Annotated in this window: 8 protein-coding genes; 3 read left to right on the forward strand and 5 right to left on the reverse strand. The window is 53.7% G+C overall.

The window, feature by feature from the left end:
* Positions 1 to 46 precede the first annotated feature (46 nt).
* The 3 genes from rplL to rpoC all read left to right on the forward strand — a co-directional run bounded on the left by rplL (position 47) and on the right by rpoC (position 9,060).
* Positions 47 to 412, forward strand: coding sequence for a 50S ribosomal protein L7/L12 (gene rplL / locus L2Y28_RS01215; RefSeq protein ID WP_002445276.1), 366 nt, complete (start codon positions 47 to 49; stop codon positions 410 to 412).
* A gap of 319 nt (positions 413 to 731) precedes the next feature.
* Positions 732 to 4,760, forward strand: coding sequence for a DNA-directed RNA polymerase subunit beta (rpoB, locus tag L2Y28_RS01220; RefSeq protein ID WP_022646701.1), 4,029 nt, complete (start codon positions 732 to 734; stop codon positions 4,758 to 4,760).
* A 76-nt stretch (positions 4,761 to 4,836) separates the two neighbouring features.
* Positions 4,837 to 9,060, forward strand: coding sequence for a DNA-directed RNA polymerase subunit beta' (gene rpoC, locus L2Y28_RS01225; protein ID WP_022646702.1), 4,224 nt, complete (start codon positions 4,837 to 4,839; stop codon positions 9,058 to 9,060).
* Between the two features lie 115 nt (positions 9,061 to 9,175).
* Here rpoC and L2Y28_RS01230 read toward each other — a convergent pair whose 3' ends face one another.
* The 5 genes from L2Y28_RS01230 to thiG all read right to left on the reverse strand — a co-directional run bounded on the left by L2Y28_RS01230 (position 9,176) and on the right by thiG (position 13,757).
* Positions 9,176 to 9,493, reverse strand: coding sequence for a PTS lactose/cellobiose transporter subunit IIA (locus L2Y28_RS01230; RefSeq protein ID WP_003862327.1), 318 nt, complete (start codon positions 9,491 to 9,493; stop codon positions 9,176 to 9,178).
* Positions 9,493 to 9,801, reverse strand: a complete 309-nt coding sequence (locus L2Y28_RS01235) for a PTS sugar transporter subunit IIB (protein WP_010425948.1) — start codon at positions 9,799 to 9,801, stop codon at positions 9,493 to 9,495. The genes L2Y28_RS01230 and L2Y28_RS01235 overlap by 1 nt, the downstream gene beginning before the upstream one ends.
* A gap of 180 nt (positions 9,802 to 9,981) precedes the next feature.
* Complete coding sequence (locus tag L2Y28_RS01240) at positions 9,982 to 11,523, reverse strand: sensor domain-containing diguanylate cyclase (RefSeq protein WP_022646703.1); 1,542 nt, start codon at positions 11,521 to 11,523, stop codon at positions 9,982 to 9,984.
* 333 nt (positions 11,524 to 11,856) lie between these two features.
* Positions 11,857 to 12,990 carry a 2-iminoacetate synthase ThiH gene (gene thiH, locus L2Y28_RS01245; RefSeq protein WP_022646704.1) on the reverse strand — a complete coding sequence of 378 codons (1,134 nt, stop codon included), beginning with the start codon at positions 12,988 to 12,990 and terminating at the stop codon, positions 11,857 to 11,859.
* Positions 12,990 to 13,757, reverse strand: a complete 768-nt coding sequence (gene thiG, locus L2Y28_RS01250) for a thiazole synthase (RefSeq protein WP_022646705.1) — start codon at positions 13,755 to 13,757, stop codon at positions 12,990 to 12,992. The genes thiH and thiG overlap by 1 nt, the downstream gene beginning before the upstream one ends.

Genomic DNA, 13,757 nt, shown 5'->3' on the forward strand with positions numbered 1-13,757 from the left:
CATTTGCTTACGTATAAACTTATTCTGATTTTCAGGAACAATTTAAATGTCTATCACTAAAGATCAAATCATTGAAGCAGTAGCAGCTATGTCCGTAATGGACGTTGTAGAGCTGGTTTCTGCAATGGAAGAAAAATTCGGTGTTTCTGCTGCTGCTGCTGTAGCTGTAGCTGCGGGCCCGGCTGAAGCTGCTGAAGAAAAAACTGAATTCGACGTAATTCTGAAAGCTGCTGGCGCGAACAAAGTTGCTGTAATCAAAGCAGTACGTGGCGCAACTGGCCTGGGTCTGAAAGAAGCTAAAGACCTGGTAGAATCTGCTCCAGCTGCGCTGAAAGAAGGCGTGAGCAAAGACGACGCAGAAGCACTGAAAAAATCTCTGGAAGAAGCTGGCGCTGAAGTTGAAGTTAAATAAGCCAACTTTTCTGGTTGCAGCCTAAGTAATTAGGCTGATGGCTGGTGACTTTTTAGTCACCAGCCTTTTTGCGCTGTAAGGCATCAGCAGCATTTCACACTGTTTGACTGCTGGTTGTCCTGACAATGCTTGTTTCTATCGACGACTTAATATACTGCGACAGGGTGCTCGCTCTGTGTAAATCGCAATGAAATGGTTTAAGCGTGATAGCAACAGGTATTGCGGAAAGTATTCAATTTTCCGGTCCACAAAATGGTGTTGCACAAACTGTCCCTTCGTCGGACAGATGGGTCGACTTGTCAGCGAGCTGAGGAACCCTATGGTTTACTCCTATACCGAGAAAAAACGTATTCGTAAGGATTTTGGTAAACGTCCACAAGTTCTGGACATTCCATATCTCCTTTCTATCCAGCTTGACTCGTTCCAGAAGTTTATCGAGCAAGATCCTGAAGGGCAGTACGGCCTGGAAGCAGCCTTCCGTTCCGTGTTCCCGATTCAGAGCTACAGCGGTAATTCCGAGCTGCAGTACGTCAGCTACCGCCTTGGCGAACCGGTGTTTGACGTTCAGGAATGTCAGATCCGTGGCGTGACCTATTCCGCACCGCTGCGCGTAAAACTGCGTCTGGTGATCTACGAGCGCGAAGCGCCGGAAGGCACCGTAAAAGACATTAAAGAACAAGAAGTCTACATGGGTGAAATTCCACTCATGACGGACAACGGTACTTTCGTTATCAACGGTACTGAGCGTGTTATCGTTTCCCAGCTGCACCGTAGCCCGGGCGTCTTCTTCGACAGCGATAAAGGTAAAACGCACTCTTCCGGTAAAGTACTGTATAACGCACGCATCATTCCTTACCGTGGTTCATGGCTGGACTTCGAATTCGATCCAAAAGACAACCTGTTTGTCCGTATCGACCGTCGTCGTAAGCTGCCTGCAACCATCATTCTGCGTGCACTGAGCTATACCACTGAGCAGATCCTGGACCTGTTCTTTGAGAAAGTGATCTTTGAAATCCGCGACAACAAGTTGCAGATGGAGTTGGTGCCGGAACGTCTGCGTGGTGAGACCGCGTCGTTCGACATCGAAGCCGACGGCAAAGTGTATGTGGAAAAAGGTCGCCGTATCACCGCGCGCCACATCCGCCAGCTGGAAAAAGATGATATCAAACACATCGAAGTTCCGGTTGAATACATTGCAGGAAAAGTAGCCGCGAAAGATTACGTTGATGAATCAACTGGCGAGCTGATCTGCCCGGCGAACATGGAGCTGAGCCTGGATCTGCTGGCTAAGCTGAGCCAGTCTGGCCACAAACGTATCGAAACGCTGTTCACCAACGATCTGGACCACGGTCCGTACATCTCTGAGACTGTACGCGTCGACCCAACCAACGATCGTCTGAGCGCGCTGGTTGAAATCTACCGCATGATGCGTCCTGGTGAGCCACCAACTCGCGAAGCGGCTGAAAGCCTGTTCGAGAACCTGTTCTTCTCCGAAGACCGCTACGATCTGTCCGCGGTAGGTCGTATGAAGTTCAACCGTTCTCTGCTGCGCGACGAAATCGAAGGTTCCGGTATCCTGAGCAAAGACGACATCATTGAAGTGATGAAGAAGCTCATCGATATCCGTAACGGTAAAGGCGAAGTGGACGATATCGACCACCTCGGCAACCGTCGTATCCGTTCCGTAGGCGAAATGGCGGAAAACCAGTTCCGCGTGGGCCTGGTTCGTGTAGAGCGTGCGGTGAAAGAGCGTCTGTCTCTGGGCGATCTGGATACCCTGATGCCTCAGGATATGATCAACGCCAAGCCGATTTCTGCGGCAGTGAAAGAGTTCTTCGGTTCCAGCCAGCTGTCTCAGTTCATGGACCAGAACAACCCGCTGTCTGAGATCACGCACAAACGCCGTATCTCTGCACTCGGCCCAGGCGGTCTGACCCGTGAACGTGCAGGCTTTGAAGTTCGAGACGTACACCCGACTCACTACGGTCGCGTATGTCCAATCGAAACGCCTGAAGGTCCAAACATCGGTCTGATCAACTCCCTGTCCGTGTACGCACAGACAAACGAATACGGTTTCCTTGAGACCCCGTATCGTAAAGTGACCGACGGTGTGGTTACCGACGAAATTCATTACCTGTCTGCTATCGAAGAAGGCAACTACGTTATCGCTCAGGCGAACTCCAACCTGGATGACGAAGGCCACTTTGTAGAAGATCTGGTTACCTGCCGTAGCAAAGGCGAATCCAGCCTGTTCAGCCGCGACCAGGTTGACTACATGGACGTATCCACCCAACAGGTGGTATCCGTCGGTGCGTCCCTGATCCCGTTCCTGGAACACGATGACGCCAACCGTGCATTGATGGGTGCGAACATGCAACGTCAGGCCGTTCCAACTCTGCGTGCTGATAAGCCGCTGGTTGGTACCGGTATGGAACGTGCTGTTGCCGTTGACTCCGGTGTTACAGCAGTTGCTAAGCGTGGCGGTACCGTTCAGTACGTTGACGCATCCCGTATCGTTATCAAAGTTAACGAAGACGAGATGTATCCGGGCGAAGCGGGTATCGACATCTACAACCTGACCAAATACACCCGTTCTAACCAGAACACCTGTATCAACCAGATGCCTTGCGTATCTCTGGGTGAGCCAGTTGAGCGCGGCGACGTGCTGGCAGACGGTCCGTCCACCGACCTCGGTGAACTGGCGCTCGGTCAGAACATGCGCGTAGCGTTCATGCCGTGGAACGGTTACAACTTCGAAGACTCCATCCTCGTCTCCGAGCGTGTGGTTCAGGAAGATCGTTTCACCACCATCCACATTCAGGAACTGGCCTGTGTGTCCCGTGACACCAAGCTGGGGCCAGAAGAGATCACTGCCGACATCCCTAACGTGGGTGAAGCTGCGCTCTCCAAACTGGATGAATCCGGTATTGTTTACATCGGTGCGGAAGTGACCGGCGGCGACATTCTGGTTGGTAAGGTTACACCGAAAGGCGAAACCCAGCTGACGCCAGAAGAGAAACTGCTGCGTGCTATCTTCGGTGAGAAAGCGTCTGACGTTAAAGACTCTTCTCTGCGCGTACCAAACGGTGTTTCCGGTACGGTTATCGACGTTCAGGTCTTCACTCGTGACGGCGTTGAGAAAGATAAGCGTGCGCTGGAAATCGAAGAGATGCAGCTCAAACAGGCTAAGAAAGACCTGTCTGAAGAACTGCAGATCCTCGAAGCAGGTCTGTTCAGCCGTATCTATGCGGTGCTGGTTGCCGGTGGCGTTGAAGCTGAGAAGCTCGACAAACTGCCACGCGATCGCTGGCTGGAGCTGGGCCTGACCGACGAAGAGAAACAGAATCAGCTGGAACAGCTGGCTGAGCAGTATGACGAACTGAAACACGAGTTCGAGAAGAAACTCGAAGCGAAACGCCGCAAAATCACTCAGGGCGACGATCTGGCACCAGGCGTGCTGAAGATTGTTAAGGTGTATTTGGCTGTTAAACGTCAGATCCAGCCTGGTGACAAGATGGCAGGTCGTCACGGTAACAAGGGTGTTATCTCTAAGATCAACCCGATCGAAGATATGCCGCACGATGCTAACGGTACGCCGGTAGATATCGTACTGAACCCACTGGGTGTACCGTCTCGTATGAACATCGGTCAGATCCTGGAAACCCACCTGGGTATGGCTGCGAAAGGTATCGGCGACAAGATTAACGCCATGCTGAAGCAGCAGGAAGAAGTCGCGAAACTGCGCGAGTTCATCCAGCGTGCCTACGATCTGGGTACCGACGTGCGTCAGAAAGTCGACCTGAACACCTTCAGCGATGATGAAGTTCTGCGTCTGGCGGAAAACCTGCGTAAGGGTATGCCAATTGCAACGCCGGTATTCGACGGTGCAAAAGAAGCTGAAATTAAAGAGCTGCTGCAACTGGGTGGTCTGCCAACGTCTGGTCAGATTACGCTGTTTGACGGCCGTACCGGTGAACAGTTCGAGCGTCCGGTAACCGTAGGTTACATGTACATGCTGAAACTGAACCACCTGGTCGACGACAAGATGCACGCTCGTTCTACCGGTTCTTACAGCCTGGTTACTCAGCAGCCGCTGGGTGGTAAGGCTCAGTTCGGTGGTCAGCGCTTCGGGGAGATGGAAGTGTGGGCGCTGGAAGCATACGGCGCAGCATACACCCTGCAGGAAATGCTCACCGTTAAGTCTGATGACGTGAATGGTCGTACTAAGATGTATAAGAACATCGTAGACGGCAACCATCAGATGGAACCGGGCATGCCAGAATCCTTCAACGTACTGTTGAAAGAGATTCGTTCGCTGGGTATCAACATCGAACTGGAAGACGAGTAATTCTCGCTCAAACAGGTCACTGGTGTCGGGTTAACCCCCGATACCAGATTGTGCTAACTCCGACGGGAGCAAATCCGTGAAAGATTTATTAAAGTTTCTGAAAGCGCAGACTAAAACCGAAGAGTTTGATGCGATCAAAATTGCTCTGGCTTCGCCAGACATGATCCGTTCATGGTCTTTTGGTGAAGTTAAAAAGCCGGAAACCATCAACTACCGTACGTTCAAACCTGAGCGTGACGGCCTTTTCTGTGCGCGTATTTTCGGGCCAGTAAAAGACTACGAGTGCCTGTGCGGTAAGTACAAGCGCCTGAAACACCGTGGTGTGATCTGTGAGAAGTGCGGCGTTGAAGTGACCCAGACCAAAGTACGCCGTGAGCGTATGGGCCACATTGAGCTGGCGTCTCCAACTGCTCACATCTGGTTCCTGAAATCTCTGCCGTCCCGTATCGGCCTGCTGCTGGATATGCCGCTGCGCGATATCGAACGTGTTCTGTACTTCGAATCTTATGTGGTTATCGAAGGCGGGATGACGAATCTGGAACGTAACCAGATTCTGACCGAAGAACAGTATCTGGACGCGCTGGAAGAGTTTGGTGACGAATTCGACGCGAAGATGGGTGCGGAAGCTATCCAGGCCCTGCTGAAGAGCATGGATCTGGAGCAAGAGTGTGAAACTCTGCGCGAAGAGCTGAACGAAACCAACTCCGAAACCAAGCGTAAAAAGCTGACCAAGCGTATCAAACTGCTGGAAGCGTTCGTTCAGTCTGGTAACAAACCAGAGTGGATGATCCTGACCGTTCTGCCGGTTCTGCCGCCAGATCTGCGTCCGCTGGTTCCGCTGGATGGTGGTCGTTTCGCAACGTCGGATCTGAACGATCTGTACCGTCGCGTGATCAACCGTAACAACCGTCTGAAACGTCTGCTGGATCTGGCTGCGCCGGACATCATCGTACGCAACGAAAAACGTATGCTGCAGGAAGCGGTAGATGCCCTGCTGGATAACGGTCGTCGCGGTCGTGCGATCACCGGTTCTAACAAACGTCCTCTGAAATCTTTGGCCGACATGATCAAAGGTAAGCAGGGTCGTTTCCGTCAGAACCTGCTCGGTAAGCGTGTTGACTACTCCGGTCGTTCTGTAATCACCGTAGGTCCATACCTGCGTCTGCATCAGTGCGGTCTGCCGAAGAAAATGGCTCTGGAGCTGTTCAAACCGTTCATCTACGGCAAGCTGGAACTGCGTGGCCTGGCCACCACCATCAAAGCCGCTAAGAAAATGGTTGAGCGTGAAGAAGCTGTCGTTTGGGATATCCTGGACGAAGTGATCCGCGAACACCCGGTACTGCTGAACCGTGCACCAACTCTGCACCGTTTGGGTATCCAGGCATTTGAGCCAGTCCTGATCGAAGGTAAAGCGATCCAGCTGCACCCGCTGGTTTGTGCGGCCTATAACGCCGACTTCGATGGTGACCAGATGGCTGTTCACGTACCGCTGACGCTGGAAGCCCAGCTCGAAGCGCGTGCGCTGATGATGTCTACCAACAACATCCTGTCTCCAGCGAACGGTGAACCTATCATCGTTCCTTCTCAGGACGTTGTATTGGGTCTGTACTATATGACCCGTGACTGTGTTAACGCCAAAGGCGAAGGCATGGTGCTGACTGGCCCGAAAGAAGCTGAGCGTATTTATCGCGCTGGCCTGGCCTCTCTGCATGCGCGCGTTAAAGTGCGTATCACCGAATACGAAAAAGATGAAAACGGCGAATTCGTGGCGAAAACCAGCCTGAAAGACACGACCGTTGGCCGTGCGATTCTGTGGATGATCGTACCGAAAGGTCTGCCTTTCTCCATCGTCAACCAGGCGCTGGGCAAGAAAGCGATCTCCAAAATGCTGAACACCTGTTACCGCATTCTGGGCCTGAAGCCGACCGTTATCTTCGCTGACCAGACAATGTATACCGGCTTTGCTTATGCAGCGCGTTCAGGTGCATCTGTTGGTATCGATGACATGGTCATCCCAGAGAAGAAACACGAGATCATCTCTGAAGCGGAAGCTGAAGTTGCTGAGATCCAGGAGCAGTTCCAGTCTGGTCTGGTAACCGCAGGCGAACGTTACAACAAAGTTATCGATATCTGGGCTGCGGCGAACGATCGTGTATCCAAAGCGATGATGGATAACCTGCAAACCGAAACCGTGATTAACCGTGACGGCGTAGAAGAGCAGCAGGTCTCCTTCAACAGCATCTACATGATGGCCGACTCCGGTGCGCGTGGTTCTGCGGCACAGATTCGTCAGCTGGCAGGTATGCGTGGTCTGATGGCGAAGCCAGATGGCTCCATCATCGAAACGCCAATCACCGCGAACTTCCGTGAAGGTCTGAACGTACTCCAGTACTTCATCTCCACGCACGGTGCGCGTAAAGGTCTGGCGGATACCGCACTGAAAACGGCGAACTCCGGTTATCTGACGCGTCGTCTGGTTGACGTTGCGCAGGATCTGGTCGTCACCGAAGACGATTGTGGCACCCTCGAAGGTATCACCATGACCCCGGTTATCGAGGGTGGTGATGTTAAAGAGCCGCTGCGCGATCGCGTACTGGGTCGTGTGACCGCGGAAGACATCCTGAAGCCGGGCACCGCAGACATTCTGGTTCCACGCAACACTCTGCTGCACGAACAGTGGTGTGACCTGCTGGAAGCGAACTCTGTTGACTCTGTGAAAGTGCGTTCCGTTGTATCCTGTGACACCGACTTTGGTGTGTGTGCGCACTGCTACGGTCGTGACCTGGCGCGTGGCCACATCATCAACAAAGGTGAGGCTATCGGCGTTATCGCAGCACAGTCCATCGGTGAGCCGGGTACACAGCTGACGATGCGTACGTTCCACATCGGTGGTGCGGCATCTCGTGCGGCTGCTGAATCCAGCATCCAGGTGAAAAACAAAGGTAGCATCAAGCTCAGCAACGCGAAGTCTGTTGTTAACTCCGCAGGCAAGCTGGTTGTGACTTCTCGTAACACCGAGCTGAAGCTGATCGACGAATTCGGTCGTACCAAAGAGAGCTATAAAGTGCCTTACGGTGCGGTTATGGCGAAAGGTGATGGCGAGCAGGTTGCCGGCGGCGAAACCGTAGCAAACTGGGATCCACACACCATGCCGGTTATCACCGAAGTAAGTGGTTTCATCCGCTTCACTGACATGATCGACGGCCAGACCATTACTCGTCAGACCGACGAGCTGACCGGTCTGTCTTCTCTGGTGGTTCTGGATTCTGCTGAACGTACTACCGGTGGTAAAGATCTGCGTCCTGCACTGAAAATCGTTGATGCTCAGGGTAACGACGTTCTGATACCTGGCACCGATATGCCTGCGCAGTACTTCCTGCCGGGTAAAGCGATTGTACAGCTGGAAGATGGCGTACAGATCAGCTCTGGTGACACCCTGGCGCGTATTCCTCAGGAATCCGGCGGTACCAAGGACATCACCGGTGGTCTGCCACGCGTTGCGGACCTGTTCGAAGCACGTCGTCCGAAAGAGCCTGCTATCCTGGCTGAAATCAGCGGTATCATCTCCTTCGGTAAAGAGACCAAAGGTAAGCGCCGTCTGGTTATCACGCCAGTAGATGGCAGCGAGCCGTACGAAGAGATGATTCCTAAGTGGCGTCAGCTCAACGTGTTCGAAGGTGAACGCGTGGAACGTGGTGACGTGGTCTCCGATGGTCCAGAAGCGCCGCACGACATCCTGCGTCTGCGTGGTGTGCATGCTGTTACTCGTTACATTGTTAACGAAGTACAGGACGTATACCGTCTGCAGGGCGTTAAGATTAACGATAAGCACATCGAAGTTATCGTTCGTCAGATGCTGCGTAAAGCAACCATCGAAAACGCGGGCAGCTCCGACTTCCTGGAAGGCGAGCAGGTTGAATACTCACGCGTTAAGATCGCTAACCGCGATCTGGAAGCGAACGGCAAAATCGGTGCGACCTTTGCACGCGATCTGCTGGGTATCACCAAAGCGTCTCTGGCAACCGAGTCCTTCATCTCTGCTGCATCGTTCCAGGAAACCACTCGTGTCCTGACCGAAGCGGCTGTTGCAGGTAAACGTGATGAACTGCGCGGTCTGAAAGAGAACGTTATCGTGGGTCGTCTGATCCCGGCCGGTACCGGTTATGCGTACCACCAGGATCGTATGCGTCGTCGTGCAGCGGGTGAACTGCCAGCTGCACCGCAGGTGACTGCCGAAGATGCATCCGCGAGCCTTGCAGAACTGCTGAACGCAGGTCTGGGCGGTTCCGACAACGAGTAATCGTTGATGCCCGGTAGGTAAAATTACCGGGCATATGAATCACAGGTCGGGTAAGCGCAGCGCCACCCGACAATAAAAAACCCGCCTCGGCGGGTTTTTTTACGTCTGTATGTCTTCAATTCACTAACGGGATGCGTCGATAAAGCTCAATCATATCGCCCGCCAGATCCTGAATGACCATCGCGTTCATCAGGTGATCCTGTGAGTGAACGGTGATCAGGTTAACCGGAAGTTTACCTGTCCCTTCATCAAGACCGATGAGCTGCGTCTGGATCGTATGCGCATGTTTCACATATTCACGCGACTCTTCCATCGCTTTCTCGGCTTCGTCAAAGTCACCTTTTCGCGCCATCTGCAACGCTGTCAGGGCCGCACTGCGCGCCGCACCTGCATTGACCAGTAGCTCCATGATTGTGGTTTCTAAGTCTTCCATTATGACTCCAGCAGCTTGAGCGCTTTTTCCAGTACGGCATCACCTTTCATCATGCCGTAATCCATCATGTCGATAACCGCGACCTTTTTTCCGAGCGGATCGGCCTGCGCCTGGAGTTTTGCCTGTTCGTATTTAACCTGTGGCCCCAGTAATACGATATCAGCCGTCGCGATGTTATCTTTAAACTCCGCGACCGGAACGGCTTTAATGGTTACTTCGACTCCTTTTTTCTGCGCGGCATCTTTCATACGTTGAACCAGCATGCTGGTTGACATTCCCGCTGCACAGCATAAAACGATGTTCTTCATAGTCAGCCTCGATCTACATGTGTTTATTGATAATTATCCCGCGCAGACCGCTTCAACAACCGCTTTACCGCGATTGTGTGTCAGGCATCACAAAGAAATCGGCATTTTTCTGAAACCGGTTACAATTTTATACATGAAAGCATTCTGCCCGTCTTAACGGGCGGAATTTCAGGAAGGGTATTATCGGCTGGCCGTGCTTACGATGCGGTTTTTACCCTGTTGTTTAGCGGTATACAGCGCTTCATCTACGCTGCCGATAAATTGTTCCAGCGGTTCGAAGTGCCACTCTCCCACCCCCGCGCTGAAGGTTACTCGCAGGTTCTCTTCCCGCCAGGTCCGTTTTTCCACGGCGGTGCGCCAGGCTTCCAGTAGCGCGTGCGCGGAGTTCATCAGCTCGGCCGGGAAGATCACCCCGAACTCTTCCCCACCGTAGCGGTAAACGGAAACGTGGTGCGGCTGCATGATCTGAATACCTTCGCGCGCCACGCTGCGCAGAACAATATCCCCGCTCAGGTGGCCCCAGGTGTCGTTAATAGATTTGAAGTTATCGATATCGACCAGCGCCAGAACGAAGGGTTGATGAGCGGTCAGCAGCTCATCCACATCGTTGTCGAAAGCACGGCGGTTCTTGCAGCCTGTCAGCGCATCATGGGTGGCCTGACGGACATAGGCCATCTCACGTTCCTTATTGGTTCGAATGGTATGGCTGAGCATCGCCTCAAGACGTGGCGCCTGATTGACGTCTCCGGTTTTGATGGCGTTGATAATGTTCATCAGCACAGAACGCGAGGCATGGCGCAGGTAGAGCCCAAACAGAATGATGATGATTGCCGCCAGCGCAAATCCCCAGCCGACGACGGTGGTTTCATGCCGGGTGATGACGGAAAGCGTGGCATCGGAGACCCGATAAATCACAAACCAGTCCGGATTGGTGAAAGAGTAGTAGTAATACCAGGTTTTACTTTTGGGGTCGAAAAGATGCCCTTCGCCGCTGGTCATTTTGTCCATCAGCGCTTCGCTTACGTACTGCTTAAAGAGCGCCCCCGTGTCCGGATGCAGCACAACGGCGCCGTCACGTTCCACGACAAAAAACTCACCCTGAACCGGTGCCACCATCTGGCGCAGGGTATACCCCATGGAGGTTAAATCAAGATGGAAAGCGAGCGTGCCCTTCAGACGGCCTTCCGGTGAAATGACCGGTTTATAGAGGGTGACCGTAGGATGTTGGGTGAAATAGTCCAGATAGGGGCGGGTGTAGTGAGGAAAGTTGCTGGCTTCCGCTTGCCCGATAAACCATGGGCGTGTTCGTGCGTCGAACGACCTACTCTTCTCCGTTGGCAGTACTTCCGGCGCGCGCAGATGGTGCCCTTCGGTGTCCGCCAGAGAGATAGACGACACCGTCGGCATCAGGTTCTGCAAATGCATTAACATCTGCAAACCCTGTGCTGGATCGATATTTATCGTCTGATTCACTCTGTCGTCACGGGCGTAGTACATCGCAGCGCGACCAAGAATATAGTCGTTTTCTCGCAGAATGGATTCGGTATAGTTCACCGCCAGATTATGGGTGAAGTTACCATTAATTTTATGATAATCCTCAATAAAATCCTTCCGTTGTGAAAGGATGACCAGAATCGCGATTATCGCGAAACTGAACAGAATCCCCGCGAAGCTGACCATAATTGGTCGGGTGAAAGAGAGCTTTTTACTGTGGAGTGCCATGAGTTGTGCATCAATCCAGATGGTAGACGCGTTGCGTCTGTCGATATCCTCAGCATAGTCGCTGTCAGATTGCTGGTAGTAAATTATACAGAAAGCGATTTCCGACGGGTTGATTTATCTTAAGAGTAGATAAGAAACGACGTATTTATTTTATCAATTGAAATTTTGTTTAAGGGGCGGAGGGCAGGGCGAAACGAGGAAGAAGCATTTTCACCCTGGTCAGCGTCCGTTGCTGACGTGGTTAATCCTAATAAAACCGGGCAGATCTCCTCAATCGCCCGGCGTTGATCTTACGAGCCGTCTCGTAACCTTTCCGCATTGTTGCAGGCGGTTTCAGCGCAAATGCGAAGCTCTTCCCAGCCAGCTGTCCCAGTCTTTCCACACGGGCTGTAGCCCCTGTGCAGTCAGGGCTTCCGCCACCGCGTCGGGCCGTCGTCCGTCGTGCGGTGCAAACTGTTCCAGTTCCGGGCGATCGTCCGCGTAACCGCCCGGCTGCGTTTTGGAAAAGGCGCTGACGTTGTTGATCGCCAGAGGGATCGCGCGGTCGCGAAACGCGGGGGATTCACGCGTGGAGAGCGACAATTCCACTTCCGGCGCGAACAGGCGAAATGCGCACAGGGTTTGCACCAGCTGGCGCTCATCCATCAGCGAGGCGGGTTCAATGCCTCCCGTACACGGACGCAGCCGTGGGAATGAGATGGAATAGCGGCTTTGCCAGTAGTACTGCTGTAGCCACAGCAGATGCTCTGCCACCATATAGCAGTCAACCCGCCAGCTGTCGGACAGACCGATAAGCGCGCCCAGCCCAATTTTATCGATACCGGCGCGCCCCAGCCTGTCCGGCGTTTCCAGCCGGAAGATGAAATCCTGCTTCTTCCCTTTCAGGTGATGCCGGGCATAGGTCGCCTCGTGGTAGGTTTCCTGATAGACCATGACGCCGTCCAGCCCAAGGGTTTTCAGTTCCGCATATTCCTCTTGCGACAGAGGCTGCACTTCCATTTGCAATGAGGCAAATTCGCGGCGGATGGCCGGAAGATGCTGGCGAAAATAGTCCATCCCCACTTTGCCCTGATGTTCACCCGTCACCAGTAAGAGATGTTCAAAACCCATCTCACGAATAGCCGCACACTCGCGGGCGATCTCATGCTCATCCAGCGTTTTACGCTTAATGCGGTTGCTCATTGAGAAGCCACAGTAGGTGCAGTCGTTGGCGCACAGATTAGAGAGATAAAGCGGCACGTAAAAGCTCACCGTGTTGCCAAAGCGCTGGCGGGTAAGGCGTTGCGCGCGCTGCGCCATCGGTTCAAGGTATGCGCTGGCTGCCGGAGAAAGCAGGGCCATCAAATCCTCGCGGGTCACATGCCGGGCTGTTAATGCCCGCTCTACGTCCGCAGAGGTTTTACTGTTGATGCGTAAGGCAATATCGTCCCAGTTAAGCTGACGCCAGCGATCGGTAAAGGTAGCCATCAGAGTGCCTCCAGAAAACCGGTCAGCGGGCTGGTGGCCTGCGCCTGAAAGCTGCGCGAGCCGGGGCCGGACTGTCGTGCCAGCAGACCGGACTCCACGGCAAGGCGGAACGCACGCGCCATCATCACCGGGTCGTCGGCCACCGCAATCGCGGTATTGACCAGCACCGCATCGGCCCCCATCTCCAGCGCCTGCGCGGCATGACTGGGTACGCCGATGCCCGCATCCACCACCACGGGCACGGTCGCCTGCTCGATGATGATCTCCAGCATCGCGCGGGTCTCCAGTCCCTGGTTGGAGCCAATGGGCGCCCCTAACGGCATCACGGCCGCGCAGCCGGCCTCTTCCAGACGCTTACACAGCACGGGATCGGCACCACAGTAGGGTAGAACGGTGAATCCCTGCTGCACCAGCGTCTCTGCCGCTTTCAGGGTTTCGATCGGATCGGGCAACAGCCAGCGGGCGTCCGGATGAATTTCCAGCTTCAGCCAGCAGGTGCCGAGCGCTTCCCGGGCCAGATGCGCAGCGAAAATTGCTTCCTCGGCCGTTTTCGCACCGGAGGTATTGGGTAAGAGCGTCACGCCTGCCTCCAGTAACGGCGCAAGTATGGCATCGTTGTGCTGACGCAGATCCACGCGCTTCATCGCCAGCGTCACCAGCTGGCTGCCGCTTTCACGAATAGCATCCACCATTAGCTGCGGGGAGGCGAATTTTCCGGTTCCGGTAAACAGATGTGAATCAAAGACTTTGTCGGCAATACGTAACAT

The sequence above is a fragment of the Enterobacter sp. JH25 genome (genome assembly GCF_021725435.1).
Lineage (GTDB): Bacteria > Pseudomonadota > Gammaproteobacteria > Enterobacterales > Enterobacteriaceae > Enterobacter > Enterobacter intestinihominis.